The sequence below is a fragment of the Micromonospora sp. NPDC005215 genome, from assembly GCF_040607915.1.
Lineage (GTDB): Bacteria > Actinomycetota > Actinomycetes > Mycobacteriales > Micromonosporaceae > Micromonospora.
In genome coordinates, this window is the sequence record NZ_JBEXHQ010000027.1 from 18,459 (window position 1) to 36,184 (window position 17,726).

The window sequence follows — 17,726 nt, forward strand, 5'->3', positions numbered from 1 at the left end:
CGGCCGCCTCAGATGACCTGGCCGGGCTGCCCGTTCGCGTCGACCACCGGGCGGCCGACCGCAGCCCACTGGCGCATCCCGCCGTCGGCGTTACGCACCTGCTCCCAGCCGTTGTTGACCAGGTAGGCGACGACCTGGGCGGAACGCCCCCCGGAGCGGCAGACGACCGCCACCTCCCGGTCGGTGGGCACCTCCGCGAGCCGAGCCGGCAGCTCCATCATCGGCAGGTGGTGGGCGTTGGGAGCATGGCCGGCCGCCCATTCGTCGGCCTCCCGCACATCCAGCAGGTAGGTCTCGTCGGCGATCTCGGTCACGGGCACGGTGGGAACCTGGGGTCCGAACACAGGAAGCAACACTAGATCCTCGTCGACCGGTTCGGCACCGACCTGGCCGTCGACACCGTCACAACCGGGACACCCAGCGCGGGTTGGCCTGCGCCCAGGACGGCATCTGTCGACCGCGAACCGCCTCGAACAGCCCGTTGCCCCCGTTGTCCAGCACCACGTACGACACCTCGTCGATGATCTGTGGGGACGACGGCAACTGGACGCCGCGCATCCCGTCGGGCGGCAGCGCGCGTAGCGCGAGGAGCAGGTCCTCCAGGGGTACGCCGTTGGTGTCGACGGTCAACGAGCCGCCCACCGCCCGGAGCACCTGATCCAACTTGACCGGGTTGCTCCGCAGGTCGGCCCTACCCGCGCTGTCCAGCATCGCCCGGAGCAGTTGCTGCTGGTGGTGCTGCCGGTCGTAGTCGCCGCCGGGCAGGTCGTAGCGCTGCCGGACGTAGTCCAGGGCCTGCGCTCCGTCCATCTGTCGGCAGCCGACGGGGAAGACCCGGTTGGTGTGGATGGAGCGGACCTCGGTGTCCACGCACATCTGCACCCCGCCGAGCAGGTCGATGACCTTCCGGAAGCCGGAGAAGTCGATGAGCGCGGCACCGTCGAACCGGATGCCGGTGAGTCGGTTGAGGGTGGCGGAGAGCAGTTGGGCTCCGGCCGGTCCGCCACCGCCGTGCTCGTACGCCGCATTGATCTTGTCTTGACCGCCACCGAAGCCGTTCGCGGGCGGGATGGCGACAAGCAGGTCACGCGGCACGGAGACCAGGTAGGCCTCCCGCTGGCCGGCCGGCACGTGCACGATGAGGATGGTGTCGGAGCGTTGGTCCGGTCCGCTGTCGCCGGGGCGGCGGTCGGAGCCGACCAGGAGATAGTTGAGCGGCCCGTCCAGGTCGGTGCGGTCGGTGCGGGCGTCGGGGGCGAGCAGCTGTTCCTTGGTCACCGTGCGGTCGTACCGGTTGCTCAGCGTCTTGAGCCCGACCACGGCCAGTCCGGCCAGCACGACGAGGGTCAGGCCGATGCCGAGCATGATCCGCGAGCCTCGGGCGCGACGTGCTCGGGTGGGCGGGGCCGCTCCGGCCCGGCCCGCCGCGTTCCGTCTCCACCTGGCCGTGACCGCCTCCCCGCAGCCGATACATGAAACCTGCTCATGTCAGGCTACGGGCGGTGACGGGATGGTCGCCGGCTTTCCGGGACTTCCGGCCACCGTCCCTCACTTGCGGGTGGAGATCACCTCGGGGTGGGTGAAGACGAACTCGGCGAGCTTGTCCTGCTTGACCGCCCGGAACATGTCCTTCGTCTCGTCGTTCAGCGCCTCGGTGCCGTTGCTGGTGCCGTTGAAGGTGCCGTTGTTGGTCTTGAGCATGGTCAGCTCGTTCGCTGTCACCCCGCGCATGGTGAAGATGAAGTTCTCGATAGACGCGCCGCCGGTGTCCAGCACGAACGCCTTGCCGGCCGCCTTGATCAGCTGCTGGAGCTTGGTCGGGTTGGTGAGCATCCCGCCATCGGTGGCCTTCTTGGCCATCGCCTTGATCAGCTGCTGCTGGTTCTGCTGCCGGTCGTAGTCGCCACCGGGCAACCCGTAGCGCTGCCGCGAGTAGTCGAGCGCCGCCCAGCCCTCCATCTGCTGGCAGCCCTTCTTGTGCACCACCGGGGTCATCTTCTTGCCGGTCTTCTTGGCGTCGGCGTTCCACATCGGCTTGCCGTCGACGAACGACATGTGCTTCGACTTGACCTCGTGACTCACGCAGATCCGCACGGTGCCGAGGGTGTCGATGACGTTCTTGAAGCCGCCGAAGTTGATGATCGCCGCGCCGTCGAAGCTGACCCCGGTAAGTCCCTTGATCGTCTCGGCCATCAACTGTGCGCCGCCCTCCCAGCCGCCGCCGTTGCGGGCGCCCACCTCGAAGGCTGCATTGATCTTCGCGCTGCCGCCGGACCAACCGTTCTTCGGACGAGCCGGGATCTGCACCTCGGTGTCGCGGGGAATGGAGATCAGGTACGCCTGGTCGTGCGTGGCCGGGATGTGCAGGATGATGATGCTGTCCGAGCGCACGTCGTCGGCGGCCCAGCGCTCCCGAGCGTCAACGCCGAGCAGCAGCATGTCGATCGGGCCGTCCAGACTGGCCCCGCCCTCGGCGTCGGACTTGCTCGCGTCCCCCAGCAGGTTCCGTTGCGCGATGTCCCCGGTCGCCTGGCCGATCAGCACCTTGCCGCCGACGATGCCCACTCCGCTGCTGAGCATCAGCACCGCCCCGAACACCACTGTCAGCCGGGCCCACAGCGGGTCCTTGCGCTTGGTCCGCTTCTTCGCCGGCCCTCCGCCACCCACCCGGCCGCCGTCACCGCCGCCGGGCGGGCGACCGCCAGGCCCACCACGCGAGGGGTGCGCCTGCGCGGGTATGGCCGCGGCGACACGGCCGCTGGGGGCGGCGGACCCGGGGGAAGGAGGGCGGCGACTGGCCTGAACCGGCATGCGTGCTCCAGCTCGTGATCAGGAGGGGGCGGCACCACTGTACGTACATCAAATCGACTTGGCGAGTTCATCGTGGGTCAATCTCGACGCCGATTTACACGAATCAGGTCGATCGTCACACCTCGATGACCGACCGTCGCCGCGGCGTACCACCGGGCCGACCCGTGCGGTCAGCCGCCGTCCTTGCCCTTCGGCGGGTTGGCCTTGACCCAGTCCGCCATGGTGTCCGCCGTCATGGCCTGGTACATGGCGAGTGCCTTCTCCCGGTCCGAGACCACCACCGACTCGCCGTTGATGGTGTCGCTGCCCGAGTTCGGGCTTGTCACAAAGGTGAGGTTCTGGCCGCGCAGGTTGCGGAACTGCAGCGCCATGTCGGTAACCGAGAAATCCTGGTCGACGGTTACGGCCGCGGTCACCGACTTGAGGAAGTTGTTGAGCTTCCCCGGGTTTGCCAGCGTGCCGGTGCTCGCCGCCTTGTCCATCAGCGCCCGGAGGAACTCCTGCTGGTGCCGCATCCGGGCGAAGTCCCCGTCCGGGAACTGCTTGCGCTGCCGGATCCAGTCCAGCGCCTCCGCGCCGTCCATGTGGTTGGTGCCCTTGGTGAACGTCCGGTACGGCTTGTGGATCGAGGTGACGGTCCGCTCCACCTTCAGGTCCACCCCGTCGAGGGCGTCGGTGACCTCCTTGAAACCGCCGAAGTCGATCGCCATCACGTGATCGATCCGAACGTCGGTGAAGCACTCCACTGTGCGAACCGCCAGCGGCAGACCGCCGAACGCGAACGCGGCATTGATCTTCGACCGCTGTCCGGAGCCGCAGTCCGCACCGGCGCTCTCCGGAATCGGCACGTAGAGGTCACGCGGGATGGAGACCAGGTACGCCTCCTGGTGGTCGGCCGGGATGTGCATCACGATGATCGTGTCGGCACGCCACTGGCTCTTGCTGTCGACCGGCGCGTCCGGGTCCCGCGAGTCGCTGCCGACCAGCAGGATGTTCAGCGCGCCATCCACCGTCTTTGCCGGCCGGCCACCGGTGATCTCCGCGAACGGGTCGGTGCGGGCCAGGTCGCCGTCGAGGTTGCGGGCGTACAACCAGGCGCCGACGCCGCCGAGCAGCGCCAGCACCAGCACCGTGACCCCCGACACGAGGGCGATCCGACCCCAACGGGGGCGCGGCCCACGCCGCCCCGCCCCGCCGAGGCCACCCGGTCCGCCGGGCCCCCGTGGCCCCACCGGACCGCCGGGCCTGGGCTGCTCCTCGTCGTACGGCGGGTAGAAGCGTGCCTCGGTCGGACGGGCGCGCCCGGAGGCGCCCCGATCGGGGCCGGGGACCGACGCGCGCCCGGCGCTGCGGTGCAGGTGCGGATGCGGGACGCCGGCAGACGAGGTCGCAGACATGTCACTCAGGGTACGTAGCGGGAGCCACCGCCGCCTTCAGCCGACACTCAGAGAACGCCGGTGCCGACGAACTGGTTATCCCAGCCGCGCCCGGAAGTACGCGATGGTGCGTCGCAGGCCATCTTCGGGCGTCACCGTCGGCTCGTAGCCGAGCAGTTCGCGGGCGAGCGTGAGATCGGGCCGGCGCATCTCCGGGTCGTCCGAGCTGCGAGTGACATAGGTCACCGACGAGGTGCTGTCGGAGAGTGACACGATCAACTCGGCGAGTTGCCGCATCGACAGCTCGTGCTCGGTGCCGCAGTTGACCGGGCCGGTTTCGGTCGAGTCGAGCAGCAGCAGGATGCCCCGCACCAGGTCCTCGACGAAGCAGATGGACCGGGTCTGGTTACCGGTGCCGTGCACGGTGATCGGCTCGCCGCGCAGCGCCTGGGAGATGAAGGTGGGGATGGCGCGGCCGTCGTCCGGGCGCATCCGCGGGCCGTACGTGTTGAAGATCCGGACGATGGCCGCGTCGAGCCCGCGGTAGCGGTGGTACGCCATCGTCGCGGCCTCGGAGAAGCGCTTCGCCTCGTCGTAGACGCTGCGGACCCCGATCGGGTTGACGTTGCCCCAGTAGGTCTCGCGCTGCGGGTGCTCCTTCGGATCCCCGTACGCCTCGGAGGTGGAGGCCATCAGGAACCGGGCGCCGTCGGCGGTCGCGCGCTCCAGCAGGTGCAGGGTGCCCACCGAACCGACCCGGAGGATCTCCACCGGCAGTTGGGCGAAGTCGGTGGGGCTGGCCGGCGAGGCCATGTGCAGGATCGCGTCGAACCGTTCGGCCAGCGCCGGGTGATGGGTCGGCAGACCCTCGGAGATGTCCGCTTCGACGAGCGTGAAGGTGGGCTGGTCCAGCAGGTGGGCGACGTTCTCCTTGGAGCCGGTCACGAAGTTGTCCAGCGCCACCACCGTGCACCCACGGGCGATCAGGACATCCACCAGGTGCGATGGGACGAAACCAGCGCCGCCGGTGACGAGAACGCGATGACCGGAACCGAAGCGCTCAGCAACCTTCATGCTGGTCAGCCTACCGACCCTGGATTGCCGGGACGGGCCCCCGGTCGACGCGTGGCGTTGACCGAGGGCCCGTCCCTGCGAGCTGCGGCGATCAGTGGGCGCCATGCCCGGTGAGGGCACGCACCTCCAACTCCGCGTACTTGTCCTCGTCGTGCTCCTTGGAGACGACAGTGCCGATCCACCCGCACAGGAAACCGAACGGGATGGAGAGGATGCCCGGGTTGGACAGCGGGAACCACTGCCAGTCGTGATCCGGGAACATCGAGGTCGCCGCGCCGGAGACCACGGGCGAGAAGAACACAAGCAGTACGGCCGAGAGCAGACCGCCGTAGATCGCCCACACCGCGCCGGAGGTGTTGAACCGCCGCCAGAAGAGGCTGTAGAGGATCGCCGGCAGGTTGCCCGAGGCGGCGACCGCGAAGGCCAACGCCACCAGGAACGCCACGTTGAGGTTCTGCGCGTAGATCGACAACAGGATGGAGATCGCGCCGATCACCAGGGCGGAGATCCGGGCGACCCGTACCTCCTGGCGCTCCGACGCCTCCCCCTTCTTCATGACGTTGGCGTAGAAGTCGTGCGCGAGGCTGGACGAGGAGGCCAGGGTCAACCCGGCCACCACCGCCAGGATGGTGGCGAAGGCGACCGCCGCGATGATCGCGAGCAGGGCTGCCCCACCCAGGTCACCGCCGAAGAAGTCGAGACCCAACGCCTCGGCCAACTGGGGTGCCGCCGTGTTGCCCGCCTTGTCCTGTTCGGTGATCGCCTTGCTGCCGACCAGCGCCGCCGCACCGAAACCGAGGGCCAGCGTGAGCAGGTAGAAGGTGCCGATGATGCCGATCGCCCAGAGCACGCTCTTGCGGGCCGCCTTCGCGGTCGGCACCGTGTAGAAGCGGATCAGGATGTGCGGCAGACCGGCGGTGCCGAGCACCAGGGCGATGCCCAGGGACAGCAGATCCACCTTGTTGTAGAAGGTCTGCGTCGAGTTGCCGGCGACCTCGACGCCGTACCGCAGTCCGGGTTCGAGGAACGCGCTGCCCTTGCCGGACGCCTCGGCCGCCTGGCCCAGGAGTGCCGACAGGTTGAAGTTGAACTTCGCCAGCACCAGGATGGTCATCAGCAGCGCGCCGGTCATCAGCAGGAACGCCTTGACGATCTGGACGTAGGTGGTGCCCTTCATGCCGCCCACGGTGACGTAGATGATCATCAGCGCGCCGACCATGACGATGGTGGCCACCTTCGCGGTGGCCGCGTCCATGCCGAGGAACTCCGTCCCCGGCTTGATGCCGAGCAGCAGCGCGACAAGCGCGCCGGCACCCACCATCTGGGCGAGCAGGTAGAAGATCGACACCGTGATGGTGGAGACCGCCGCCGCCGTACGCACCGGACGCTGACGCATCCGGAACGCCAGCACGTCGGCCATCGTGTACCGGCCCGAGTTACGCAGCAGCTCCGCGACCAGCAGCAGGGCCACCAGCCAGGCGACCAGGAAGCCGATCGAGTAGAGGAAGCCGTCGTAGCCGTAGAGCGCGATGATGCCGGCGATGCCGAGGAACGACGCGGCCGACATGTAGTCGCCGCCGATCGCCATGCCGTTCTGGAAACCGGAGAAGGACCGGCCACCGGCGTAGAAGTCGGTTGCCGTCTTGGTCTGCCGGCTGGCCCAGATCGTGATGGCCAGGGTCACCGCCACGAAGACCAGGAACAGCGTGATGGTCAGGTTGCGGGCTGTGTGGTTGCCCGCCTCGGCCGCGAGGACCGTCTCAACCGCGTGGACCGTCTTCACGGGTCACCTCCCCGATCTCTTCGCGGATCCGGTCGGCGATGGGGTCGATCTTCCGGTCCGCGTACCGGGAGTAGAGCCAGGCGATCAGGAACGTGGAGACGAACTGGAGCAGGCCGAAGACCAGTGCGACGTTGATGTTGCTGCCGAACAGCTTCGTGCCCATGAAGTCCCGGGCGTACGCGGAGAGAATGACGTAGAGCGCATACCACAGGAAGAACGCGACGGTCATCGGGAAGACGAAGCCGCGCAGCGCACGCCGCAGCCCGGCGAACTCGTCCGACCGTTGTACGGCCAGGTACTTGTCCGACTGGGAAGCGGCCGGAGCGGGTGTGTCCGTGGACATCTGTGGATCACCACCTTCACAGGCGTCAGGGGAGTTTCGCGCACCGTAAAGAGCGCGCTCCCCGACAGGGAAGGCTGAGATCGACGCCGGTAGGCGAGTGCGCCGAGCGGTTGGTTGCTTGCGCCAAGTGACTCAGATCACCCCGGTGACCGGTCAGTCCGTCGAGCCGCCCGATCAGGCCGGCAGCTCGTGGTACCGACCGCGGTAGTGCAGCAGCGGAGACGCCTCGCCGGTTAGCTCGACAGTCTCGATGGTGGCCTCCACCAGCAGGCCCCAGCCGTACTCCCGGGCGTTGTCCAGTCGACATCCGGCCCAGCCGCCAGCGTCCCCCGGCACCGGCCCGTGCGGCGTGTCGATCCACTCGCCGGTGGCGAAGAGCCCGCCCGGAGCGGGGAAGAGGCCGGCGAACCGGTCCGCGAGCTGCCGGTGCGGCGGGCCGAGCGGCGTTACCGCGAACCGGCCCGCCTCGTCCGCCGCCGCCCACAGGTCGGACTCCGGGTCGATCAGGCCGAGCAGCCGGTCCGGTTCCCCCTCGGCGACCAGCGTGGACGACACCGTCAGCCCGGCCGGGCCGGGCGCCGTCCAGAGCGTCACCGGTGCGGCGAGCCGGCCGCGCAGTCGGCGTACCGGCGACCGTTGCCCGCTCGGCACCGCGAACGGGTCGGTGTGATGGATCTCGGCACCCGGTTCATGATTCACGTGAAACATTGTGCCGCCCCGGCCCCGCGCCCAACCAAGGAAGCGCTCGCCAGCCACCTCCGTCGGGCCGCGTCGGCGGGCAAGTCCCGATCGCGGGGTATGACTCAGAGGTATAAATATTCCTCACAGTCATATCGCTCGTGGGAACACGACGGTCTTCGCCGCGCGCCGCGCCGGTCAGCGGCGCGGGGTGACAGTGGCAAGCAGTTCCGGCTGCCGCCGGTCCAGCACGTCGCCGGCCAGGTACGCGCCCAGCAGCGCGGCGCCCACCCCGTACGCCGCGCCGAGCGGCAGGGCCAGCCAGAGCCACACGTCGCCGAGCAGCGCGGCGGCAACCACCATCGGCACTGCGGCGACCGCCGAGGCGACCATGGTCAGCAGGGTGAGCAGCCCCTTCGTGAGGCCCGCACCGCTGTTCATCGCGAACGGGTTGCTCGTCTCCGGCAGCGAGTAGGCCCCGAGCACGGAGACCAGGCTGTTCACCGCCAGCCCGACACCATAGGTGGCGGCCAGGCTGCCGAAGGTGAGCCCGATCCAACCCGGTCGACTGAGCAGCACCGACAGCACCACCGATACGAACGCCAGCATCGGCAGCACGTACAGCGAGAAGGCCGTCATCCGCGCCCGCAACTCCACCCGACCGGGCACCCCGGCCACCACGTTCGCGGCGTACGCGCTGCCGTCGAAGCCGAACTGGTTGGCCAGGGTGGCCGCGGCGAGTACGCCCACGAGAACCATGGAGATGGTGACCACGACCGGTGAGCTGTCGCTGGCAGCCGCGGTGAACCCCGCGCCGTCCTCGACCGCGAAGTCCCCGCCCGTCACGTTGATGAACACGGGTACGAAGATGCCGACCACCGCGATCGTGATCAGGTTGGCCCGGCGGCGAGCGTCCCGCCACCAGTAACGGGCCTCCCGGGCGACCAGGGCACCGAACCGGTCCCGGCGCGCCCAGCCGGTGGCCCGGGGGAACAGTTGGGCGACCGCGCCACCGGCAACGCCGCGCCGCACCGGGGCCTTACCGGCGCTCGCCGCACCCACCATCGCCGACTCCAACGACCGGGACCACCAGGCCAGCAGGGCCACGAGCGCCACCACCGTGATCAGCAACTTGACCGGCGCGGCCCAGACCCGTCCCTGGGCCACGTCGATGCCGGCGGTCCACGGCGCGCCGAACGGCGTCCAACCGATCACGGTCGCCGCGCCGGCCAACCGGGCCCAGTCCGCCTCCCGCAGCGCGGCGAGACCGAAGACCTGCAACGGGCCGATCAGCGCGGCGGTCACCGCCAGCAGCACGGCCGCCAGGTCGCGTACCCGGCGGGACCGCAACATGGTGGCGAAGGCGCTGGTCATCGCCCGGCTCGCGGCCACGCAGAGCAGCAGCCCGGCGAGCACACCCACGACCGCGACCAAGCCGGCCGACCAACCGCCCAACGACCAGGCGGTGAGCACCAGCCCCAACGACGCGATGAGCACCGCCAGCACCGGCACGCTGATCAGGGCCGCCACGAACAGGCCGGTCACCAACGTGCGGCGGGGCAGCGGCAGCAGCGCGAACCGGGCCGGGTCCAGGGTTTCGTCCACACCGAAGAAGACAAGTGGCAGCAGCAGCCAACCGAGCACCAGCAGCCCGCCTCCCGCCGCCGCGACCAGCACCGCGTACTGGCCGTCGCCGGCCAGGCCGGGGGCGGCGAAGAGGAAGAAGCCGCTGGCGGCGAACCAGAGCCCGAGCAGCGCGCCGCCGATGAACAGGGCGATCCGCCAGCCCTGGCCCCGGAAGTTGTTGCCCATCACCCGCAGCTTGAGCCGGGCGAAGTGGTGAGCGGAGACCGTGCGTACGGGCGCGGCGGGGGTGGCCTCCACGCTCACTGGGAGAGCCACGACAGCTCCTCGCCGGTCGCGGTCCGGCCGCCGACCACCTCGACGAAGATCTGCTCCAACGAGCGATCGCCACGGACCTCGTCGAGCGTCCCGACCCGCTTGATGACGCCCTGGGCGAGAATCGCCACGTGCGAGCAGAGCCGCTCGACGACCTCCATCACGTGACTGGAGAAGATCACCGTGCCGCCGCCGGCCGCGTAGCGGGTGAGAATGTCCCGGATCAGCGCGGCGGAGACCGGGTCGACCGCCTCGAACGGCTCGTCCAGCACCAGCACCCGAGGGCCGTGCAGCAGCGCGCAGGCCAGGCCGATCTTCTTCTTCATGCCCGCCGAGTAGTCCACCACGAGCGTCCGACCGGCGTCACCGAGCGCCAGCACGTCCAGCAGCTCCGCGGCCCGCTGGTCGACAACCGCCGGGTCCATCCCCCGCAACAACCCGTTGTACGCCAGCAGCTCCGCCCCGGTGAGCCGGTCGAAGAGGCGGACCCCGTCGGGCATCACGCCGAGCAGCCGTTTGGCGGTCACCGGGTCCTGCCAGACGTCGTGCCCGAGCACCCACGCCGATCCCGCGTCCGGCCGCAACAACCCGACCGCCATCGACAGGGTGGTGGTCTTGCCGGCGCCGTTCGGGCCGAGCAGGCCGTAGAAGGAGCCGGCGGGGACGTCCAGGTCGACGCCGGCCACCGCGACCGTGCCGTCGAATCGCTTCGCCAGGGCACGCAGCGCGAGCGCGGGATGGTCACCAGTCATGAGCTGACGTTATCCGTCGACCGCCAGTTGTGCCCTCCGGCGACGGGCGGATTCGCGATCATTTTGTAGGCGTACGTTGCCGCAAATCGCGTCGTCGGGTGGTGCGGACGCCGGTTGGATGAGCCAGGACGCACCGAGGTTTTCAGCCGTTCTTCTCGACGTCTTTCCGGGCGCGGTCGAGTACCCATCCGAGGAACCGTTCGGCGTACGCCGCGGGCTGCGGATCCAAGCCCAGCCTGAACGCGTCCGTCAGCGCCGCAACGGCATGCTGTGACAGCAGCATCGCCAAACCGTCGAAGTCGCGTTCCCACCGCCACAGCAGCGACAGTCGCGCGGGCGAGCACGGCCAGTGAGCGCCGCAGGTCGTGCAGCGCCAGTGCGGATGCCCGGGGTGGTGCGGTCGGGCGCTCATCCGACGCGCGACGGGGTACGACGCACGGGGCGACCGGTGGTCGGCCTCGTCGGCGTGGCGGGCGGGTCCGACTTCACCAGCTGAACCCCTTCGCGCCGTACGTACAACTCGCGGCGTGTTCGGGCGTCTCCCGCCGCGTTCAGCTCATAACCTTCTATCCACACCCATCCGTCGTACGTGATCCGCTCCGGCAGCTCGCGAATGATACGAACAGAGATCGGGCGCAGAAATTGCACACTCGCGTCGATGGTCAGGCGGACTACGTCGCCGGCTGTCATCTTCACCGTCACCGCGGCACCCACCGGCACTCAGGCACGCGGTTCGCGCGCAAGCCGGGACGCGGCGGGACGGGGCCGATGGTTCCCGCCGGGCGCGGGACCGGCGCGGGCGGCGGTGCCGGGTTCGGTGCGGGCCGGTGGTCAGACATGTGTCTCCCCCTCCAGTGGGTTGGGAGGGGCCGCCCCTTGAGCGCACGCCTGCGGGGCGACCCCGGGCCAGCACCGCCGCCGGGCTGCGCCTCCACCAGCGGTACCGCTCACCCGACACCCTGCCGTTCTGCGATGGGACGCTCACACGCCGTGAGCGTATGCTTGCGGGACATCCGGGACGTCCTTAATGGAGGCACGGTGAACCGAGTCTTGATGGCGGCGATGACCGAGGTCGGTGAGACCGCCGAAAGCCTCGCTGCGCAGGTCGGGGTTGATCCGAAGACCGCTCAGAGGTGGGTGAGCCCAGGGCGCACACCGAGGCCGAGACAACGCGCCCAGGTCGCAGAACTCCTCAGCCGGAGCGTGGAAGATCTATGGCCGGACGTCCTCAAGCGACGCGAACCCGCGTGGTTCCGGCCGTGGGTCGACATCGAGCGTGAGGCGGTCGCGTTGCGGTGGTTCGAACTCGCGTGGGTCCCGGGCCTGTTGCAGACCGAGGCGTACGCGCGAGCGACGCTGTCAATGGAGTCGCTGACCGCCGAGGAGATCGACGAACGCGTGGCGGCGCGGGTGTCGCGGCAGACGATCCTGCACCGCTCGCGCCCGCCGTTGGTCATCGCGGTGCTGGACGAGGCGGTGCTGCGCCGCCAGGTCAGGGGCGACGGCGGGATCATGCGCGAGCAGTGCGAGCAAATCGCGACGTACGGGCTGCTCCCGCATGTTCAGGTGCACGTGGTGCCACTAGACACACCCATGTACCTCGGAATGGGTGGCCCATTCACTATGGCCGAGATGCCTGACGGTGCACAGGTGACACATGTGGACGGACAGGTCAGGGCGCAGATCATCGAAGACGCGGCGGAAATTGCTACCCTGGGCCGCAGGTGGGCGCGCATAGTTGGCGACGCCCTACCTCGGGCGCTATCACTCGACCTCGTCAGGAAAGCGGCAGCATCATGGACATGACCGGCGCGCAGTGGCGAAAGAGCACCCGCAGCGGCAGCAACGGCGGTAACTGCGTCGAGGTCGCCGATAATTTCCCGGGTGTGGTCCTCGTTCGGGACACGAAGGATCGTGACGGCGGGGTGCTGACGTTCAGCGCCGCCGCGTGGCGTGGGTTCGTGTCGATGGCCCGGAACGCCGGCTAACCTACCGACCTCGACGGCTTCCGGCGCTGGTCGGAGGCCTTTCGACGGGTCAGCCCCCGGTGGGGTGCCTTGCCGGCTCCGACGGCGAGCACGTCGACCAGCTACAGCCGGACGGTCTCGGGGGTGTGCAGGCGGAGCATGATGGCCGCGACGTCGGCCGGGGCTCGACGCCGGGTCGCCATCGACACCACGACCATCACGGTGAAGGCCAGCGGCACCGTCCAGGCGGCCGGCTGGGTGGTGAGCGTGGCCGGCCAGCCGGACAGCGGCGGGCCGAGCACGGTGACCAGCACCGCCCCGATCGCCGCCCCGCCGCCGACCACCACACCCGCCGCGGCGCCCACGTCGGTCAGCCCACGCCACCAGATGCCGAGCACCAGCAGCGGGCAGAAACTCGACGCGGCGACCGCGAACGCCAGCCCGACCACCTGCGACACGTCCAGTCCGGAGACGTGCAGCGCCAGCAGCGTCGGCACCGCTCCGGCGATCACCGTGGCCAGCCGGAAGCCGCGTACCGAGCCCCGGCCGAGCACATCCGTCGAGATCACCCCGGCGACGCTGGTCAGCAGCCCGGACGAGGTGGAGAGGAACGCCGCGAACGCGCCCGCCGAGACCAGCGCGGCGAGCAGTCGCCCGGTCGCCCCGTCGCCGAGGGCCGCACCGGGCAGCAACACCACCACCGCGTCGGTCTGCCCGCTGACAAGCAACTGCGGCGTGTAGATCCGGCCGAGCACCCCGTACAGGGTGGGCAGCAGGTAGAAGACGCCGACCAGGGCCAGCACGACCAGGGTGGTCCGGCGGGCCGCCGCGCCGTCCGGGTTGGTATAGAAGCGGACCAGTACGTGCGGCAGGCCCATGGTGCCCAGGAACGTTGCCAGGATCAGGGAGTACGTGGCGAACAGCCCTCGGTCGTCGTTGCCCGCGGCGCTGGGCAGCAGCCAGTCGCTGGCGGCGGTGGCTACCCCGGACACGTCCGGCACCGGGTCGCCGGCCGCAAAGGTCAGCTCGTCGCCGGGGCGTACCTCGCGGATGTCACCGTCGGGCAGGGTGAGGGTCGCGCGGTGCTCGACCACGACGGTGGTCGCGGCCCGGAACGTCGGCCCGTCGGGCGGCGTCACCGCCGGGCGGCCGTCGGCCTGCCACTGCAACGCCAGGAAGATCACCGGTACGGCGAGCGCGGTCAGCTTGAGCCAGTACTGGAACGCCTGCACGAAGGTGATGGCCCGCATTCCGCCCAGCGCCACGTTGGCGGTGACCACGGCGGCCACCAGCAGGGCACCGACCGGGTACGGGGAGCCGGCAACCGTGGCCAGGGTCAGCCCGGCGCCCTGAAGTTGCGGCACCAGGTACAGCCAACCGATGAAGATCACAAACGCGGTGGCCAGGATGCGCAGCCGGCGGGACCCGAGCCGCAGCTCGCAGAAGTCGGGCAGGGTGAACGCGCCGGAGCGGCGCAGCGGCGCCGCCACGAAGAGCAGCAGAGCCAGGTAGCCGGCGGCGAAACCGACCGGATACCAGAGCACGTCCACGCCGTACTTGAGGACCAGACCGGCGATGCCGAGGAAGCTCGCCGCCGACAGGTACTCACCCCCGATGGCTGCGGCGTTCCACGTCGGACTGATCGCCCGGGACGCCACCAGGAAGTCGGACGTGGTCCGGGCCAGCCGCAGCCCGTAGAAGCCGATCCCGACGGTGACCAGGGTGACCGCGACGATGGCCGGGACCACGAAGTCGTTGCCCACTCAGCGCTCCGGCCGCTGCACCAGATCGGTGAAGTCCTGCTCGTTGCGCTCGGCCAACCGCACGTACGCCCAGCCCACCCCGATCAGGAACGGGAACGAGGCCACCCCGAGCAGCAGCCACGGCAGGTTGACGTCGGCGACGGTGGTCCGGCCGAGCGAGGGCGCGATCGCGAACAGCAAGGGCAGCCCACCCAACCCGATGGCCACCACCAGGGAGAGCCGCAACGCCAACGCGAGTTGGGCCCGGACCAGGCCGCGGACCAGCGCCTCGCCGACCTGGGTCTGCTGGGCCAGCTCGGCGCGGGTCCGCTCGGCACGGGTGTCCTGCCGGCTGATCTCGGCCAGCACGACCCGGGTCCGCCGGGGCGGCGGTACCGCACCGCCCGACCCCACGTCAGGGAGTTGCTTGGCCACCCCGGCAGTCTTGCCCGCCGCGCCGGATTGTCAAGCGCTAGCTCTCACCAGAGTCGCGTGCCGGGGCAGTCCGTCACCTTGGCGGTCGTCGGGATCGCCGCAAGGTCCCGGCGCGCCCGCTCCCGGCCGAGGTTCGCCCCCCAGAGACCATCCCGGGGCAGCTCGGCGGCGATCTGCCCCAGCGCGCAGACGCGCATCGGCTCGGGCAACCGGGCCAGGGCCGGTACGGCGTCCGCCGACAGCCCGGACAGGTAACTGACGTCCAACCGGCCGGTCTCCAGGTACCTGTCGACGTTCCGGTCGGCGATCAACCGGTCCGGATTGACCAGAGCCAACCCGAGCAGCGCCAGCACCGCCGTGCCGACCACCAGCCGGGGCAGCCAGGCGGCCCGCAGCCGCACCACCGCCACCCCGACCAGGACGAAGAGCAGCCCGAGCCAGAGTTCGACTGTCGTCACGAAGAGCCGGAGGCGGGTCGCACCGTACGCGTCGGCGTAGACCTGCATTCGGTAGAGCGCGGAGGCGACGACCACCAGGCTGAGCGCGGCGAGCGTGCCGAGCAGTGCACGGACCAGCAGCCGGTCCACTCGGGTGGTCTTCGGTGCCCGGCGGGCGGCGACCGCGATCACCAGCAGGGTCAGCGCGGTGACGGCGAGCAACTGCCAGAAGCCGCCACGGGCGTACTGGGCGTAGGTGAGACCGGCCGTCCGCAGCACGTGCCCCGCGCCGCCGAAGAACACAGTGAGCTGGACCAGCACGAACGCGGCGAACAGGGCGTCGAGCAACACCAGCGGCACTGTCCACTCCAGCCGGTGGGCCGGTCGGGCCGGCCCCGGCCGCAGACCCTCCAGGTCGGGTGGGCGACTGATCAGGTACGCGGCACCGAGCAGAGCGCCGCCGATCAGCACCAGACGTACCAGCCAGCCCACGACACCATCCGGTGAGATGTCGGGCAGGAGACCCGTGACCAGGTCGGCGAAGACCGCGTCGGCGGAGGAGAAGAGCAGGCCGAACAGCGTCAGCAGGCCAGCGGAGATCGTCAGGCTCTTCAGGACGCGTCCCACACCGATCCCCGCCCCGGCCGGGCGGGTGTCGCGCAGTCCGCGTACCGCCCAGGGGAGCGCCCGTACCGTCGCAGCCGGCGGCAGCGTCGCGGCGACCAGCATCCCGAGTGGGCTTCGCCCGCCGGTCACCGCGAGGGTCCCGGTCACCGCGGCCGCGACCAGGCAGAGCGCGAAGAGCCACCCGGCGGCGCGGACCGTGCCGACCGCGACCAACGCGATCGTCGCGACGGCCCAGGCGACCTGTACCGCCCGCCCCGGTGCCCCCGTGGCACCGGGACGGTCGGTCGCCCCCGCGGTTGGCGGCGCTGGCGTGCTGGCGGTGGCCGGCCCACCCGAGGGTGCCGGCGTGTTGGTGGTCGGTGGCGGCGTGCCGGGCTGCGCGGTTGGCGGCGATGTTCTGGGACGGACGACGCCAGCGGTGACCAGGGCGGCGGTGCCGGCCAGGGTGGCCACCAGCCAACCGAGGCCGGGACGAACCATCGTGAGCGTGGCGGCGCCGACGGCCGCCGCCGCCGTCAACGCCGCCAGGACCAGCGGACGGGCGGCGCCGGACGGCCCCGGCCAGCGCCGCTCGATCGCTGACGGTGGCCTCGGTGCAGCCGGGGCGCCCGGCCACTGTTGGGGCTGACCGGCGGCCGGGGCGCCCGGCCACGGATGGGGCTGACCGGCGGCCGGTGCGGTGGCCAGACCCGGTCGGACGGTCGGGACGACCTGCGGTCCGGTCGGTCCGGTCGGGCCGGTGGCCGGAAGCGGGGTGGTGCCAGGGCTGGTCATGCGACCTCTTTCCGGTGTGGCCCGTCGCTCGGGATGGTGACCTGGATGCGGCAGCCGGGCCGATCAACCCGGTGCGGTTTAGCGGGATCGAGGACAGCGATCCGACCACCGTGCAGTTCGACGACCCAGCGGGCGATGGCCAGGCCGAGCCCGGTCCCGCCGCCGGCGGATCGATCGCCGCGGGTGAACCGTTCGAAGACCCGGGACCGCTCGCCAGGTGAAATGCCCTGGCCTTCGTCGCTGACCTCGAAGCGGAGCTGGTCGGCGTGTTCCTCGGCGCTCAGCCGCACCGTGCCGCCGGGTGGGCTGTGCCGGGCCGCGTTGTCGAGCAGGTTCGCGAAGACCTGGTGCAGCCGCCACGGGTCCGCGTGGACGGTCAGCGGCACCGGCAGTTCGCGGAGCTGGAAGCGCACGTCCAGCGCCGCTCCGGACGCGCTGGCGGTGGCGTGCTCCACCGCCTCGTCGAGGAACTCCCCCACGTCGATGCGTACCCGGCGCAGTGGGACCACCCCGGCGTCGAGGCGGGACAGGTCGAGCAGGTCGGCGACGAGGTGCCCGAGCCGTTCGGTCTGGGACAGCGCCGAGCGCAGCGCGGCCGGTTCGGGATCGGCCACCCCGTCGACCATGTTCTCCAGCACGCTCTGCAGGGCGGTGATCGGCGTCCGCAACTCGTGCGAGACGTTGGCGATCAACTCACGTCGGCGCTGGTCCGCGGCGTGCAGATCCTCGGCCATCTTGTTGAACGCCTGAGCCAGCTCGCCGACCTCGTCGCGGGAGGTGGCGCGTACCCGCCGGGTGTAGTCGCCACGGGCCATCGCGCCGGCAGCAGCCGTCATCTCGCGCAGCGGCGAGGTCATCCCGTGGGCGAGCACCTGCGAGGTGACAAGCCCGATGCAGATGCTGGTGACCGCGGTGCCGGGCGGGAGCCATCCGATGCCGTACCAGAAGTAGCCGATGGCCACGGCCCAGGAGGCGACAAGCAGCACGCCGAGCTTCATCTTGATCGAGCGGATCGGATCCAGTGGACG

The 17,726-nt window shown here is 70.4% G+C and carries 18 protein-coding genes; 2 read left to right on the plus strand and 16 right to left on the minus strand.

What is annotated here, in order from left to right:
• Positions 1-8: 8 nt before the first annotated feature.
• From ABZU25_RS20490 to ABZU25_RS20545, 12 genes are all read right to left on the minus strand, one after another.
• The gene (locus tag ABZU25_RS20490) at positions 9-344 is read right to left on the minus strand and encodes a rhodanese-like domain-containing protein (protein ID WP_355030940.1); all 336 of its coding nucleotides are present in this window, start codon (positions 342-344) and stop codon (positions 9-11) included.
• 58 nt (positions 345-402) lie between these two features.
• Positions 403-1,365, minus strand: coding sequence for an LCP family protein (locus ABZU25_RS20495; protein ID WP_355030941.1), 963 nt, complete (start codon positions 1,363-1,365; stop codon positions 403-405).
• 183 nt (positions 1,366-1,548) lie between these two features.
• On the minus strand, positions 1,549-2,667 hold the full coding sequence (locus tag ABZU25_RS20500) for an LCP family protein (RefSeq protein ID WP_355030942.1): 1,119 nt from the start codon (positions 2,665-2,667) through the stop codon (positions 1,549-1,551).
• A gap of 314 nt (positions 2,668-2,981) precedes the next feature.
• On the minus strand, positions 2,982-4,208 hold the full coding sequence (locus tag ABZU25_RS20505) for an LCP family protein (protein WP_355030943.1): 1,227 nt from the start codon (positions 4,206-4,208) through the stop codon (positions 2,982-2,984).
• 75 nt (positions 4,209-4,283) lie between these two features.
• A complete protein-coding gene (locus ABZU25_RS20510) occupies positions 4,284-5,261 on the minus strand; it encodes an NAD-dependent epimerase/dehydratase family protein (protein WP_355030944.1) in 978 nt (325 codons plus the stop codon).
• Between the two features lie 91 nt (positions 5,262-5,352).
• Complete coding sequence (locus ABZU25_RS20515) at positions 5,353-7,044, minus strand: cation acetate symporter (RefSeq protein ID WP_355030945.1); 1,692 nt, start codon at positions 7,042-7,044, stop codon at positions 5,353-5,355.
• Entirely contained in the window at positions 7,022-7,387 is a 366-nt protein-coding gene (locus ABZU25_RS20520) for a DUF485 domain-containing protein (RefSeq protein WP_355030946.1), read from the minus strand. The genes ABZU25_RS20515 and ABZU25_RS20520 overlap by 23 nt, the downstream gene beginning before the upstream one ends.
• Positions 7,388-7,561: 174 nt before the next feature.
• Positions 7,562-8,194, minus strand: a complete 633-nt coding sequence (locus ABZU25_RS20525) for a flavin reductase family protein (RefSeq protein WP_355031022.1) — start codon at positions 8,192-8,194, stop codon at positions 7,562-7,564.
• Between the two features lie 69 nt (positions 8,195-8,263).
• The gene (locus ABZU25_RS20530) at positions 8,264-9,955 is read right to left on the minus strand and encodes an ABC transporter permease (protein ID WP_355031023.1); all 1,692 of its coding nucleotides are present in this window, start codon (positions 9,953-9,955) and stop codon (positions 8,264-8,266) included.
• Entirely contained in the window at positions 9,952-10,716 is a 765-nt protein-coding gene (locus ABZU25_RS20535; RefSeq protein ID WP_355030947.1) for an ABC transporter ATP-binding protein, read from the minus strand. Before ABZU25_RS20535 ends, ABZU25_RS20530 begins: the two co-directional genes overlap by 4 nt.
• A gap of 142 nt (positions 10,717-10,858) precedes the next feature.
• A complete protein-coding gene (locus ABZU25_RS20540; RefSeq protein WP_355030948.1) occupies positions 10,859-11,128 on the minus strand; it encodes a hypothetical protein in 270 nt (89 codons plus the stop codon).
• Complete coding sequence (locus tag ABZU25_RS20545; protein ID WP_355031024.1) at positions 11,125-11,406, minus strand: hypothetical protein; 282 nt, start codon at positions 11,404-11,406, stop codon at positions 11,125-11,127. Before ABZU25_RS20545 ends, ABZU25_RS20540 begins: the two co-directional genes overlap by 4 nt.
• A 348-nt stretch (positions 11,407-11,754) precedes the next feature.
• Here ABZU25_RS20545 and ABZU25_RS20550 point away from each other — a divergent pair, with 348 nt between their 5' ends.
• On the plus strand, positions 11,755-12,522 hold the full coding sequence (locus ABZU25_RS20550) for a DUF5753 domain-containing protein (RefSeq protein WP_355030949.1): 768 nt from the start codon (positions 11,755-11,757) through the stop codon (positions 12,520-12,522).
• Entirely contained in the window at positions 12,519-12,704 is a 186-nt protein-coding gene (locus tag ABZU25_RS20555) for a DUF397 domain-containing protein (RefSeq protein WP_355030950.1), read from the plus strand. The genes ABZU25_RS20550 and ABZU25_RS20555 overlap by 4 nt, the downstream gene beginning before the upstream one ends.
• 101 nt (positions 12,705-12,805) lie before the next feature.
• Here the strand turns inward: ABZU25_RS20555 and ABZU25_RS20560 are convergent, their stop codons facing one another.
• The 4 genes from ABZU25_RS20560 to ABZU25_RS20575 are packed head-to-tail and all read right to left on the minus strand — an operon-like array spanning position 12,806 to position 17,696.
• On the minus strand, positions 12,806-14,446 hold the full coding sequence (locus tag ABZU25_RS20560) for a cation acetate symporter (protein WP_355030951.1): 1,641 nt from the start codon (positions 14,444-14,446) through the stop codon (positions 12,806-12,808).
• The gene (locus ABZU25_RS20565; RefSeq protein ID WP_355030952.1) at positions 14,447-14,860 is read right to left on the minus strand and encodes a hypothetical protein; all 414 of its coding nucleotides are present in this window, start codon (positions 14,858-14,860) and stop codon (positions 14,447-14,449) included.
• A 44-nt stretch (positions 14,861-14,904) separates the two neighbouring features.
• Positions 14,905-16,698, minus strand: coding sequence for a DUF4153 domain-containing protein (locus ABZU25_RS20570; RefSeq protein WP_355030953.1), 1,794 nt, complete (start codon positions 16,696-16,698; stop codon positions 14,905-14,907).
• Entirely contained in the window at positions 16,695-17,696 is a 1,002-nt protein-coding gene (locus ABZU25_RS20575) for a HAMP domain-containing sensor histidine kinase (protein ID WP_355031025.1), read from the minus strand. Before ABZU25_RS20575 ends, ABZU25_RS20570 begins: the two co-directional genes overlap by 4 nt.
• Positions 17,697-17,726 lie beyond the last annotated feature (30 nt).

Coding starts and splice junctions, on each gene's coding strand:
- ABZU25_RS20505 (WP_355030943.1), bottom strand. CDS start 4,208: ATGTCTGCGACCTCGTCTGCCGGCGTCCCGCATCCGCACCTGCACCGC.
- ABZU25_RS20520 (WP_355030946.1), bottom strand. CDS start 7,387: ATGTCCACGGACACACCCGCTCCGGCCGCTTCCCAGTCGGACAAGTAC.
- ABZU25_RS20540 (WP_355030948.1), bottom strand. CDS start 11,128: ATGAGCGCCCGACCGCACCACCCCGGGCATCCGCACTGGCGCTGCACG.
- ABZU25_RS20535 (WP_355030947.1), bottom strand. CDS start 10,716: ATGACTGGTGACCATCCCGCGCTCGCGCTGCGTGCCCTGGCGAAGCGA.
- ABZU25_RS20545 (WP_355031024.1), bottom strand. CDS start 11,406: ATGACAGCCGGCGACGTAGTCCGCCTGACCATCGACGCGAGTGTGCAA.
- ABZU25_RS20555 (WP_355030950.1), top strand. CDS start 12,519: ATGACCGGCGCGCAGTGGCGAAAGAGCACCCGCAGCGGCAGCAACGGC.
- ABZU25_RS20495 (WP_355030941.1), bottom strand. CDS start 1,365: ATGCTCGGCATCGGCCTGACCCTCGTCGTGCTGGCCGGACTGGCCGTG.
- ABZU25_RS20575 (WP_355031025.1), bottom strand. CDS start 17,696: ATGAAGCTCGGCGTGCTGCTTGTCGCCTCCTGGGCCGTGGCCATCGGC.
- ABZU25_RS20570 (WP_355030953.1), bottom strand. CDS start 16,698: ATGACCAGCCCTGGCACCACCCCGCTTCCGGCCACCGGCCCGACCGGA.
- ABZU25_RS20510 (WP_355030944.1), bottom strand. CDS start 5,261: ATGAAGGTTGCTGAGCGCTTCGGTTCCGGTCATCGCGTTCTCGTCACC.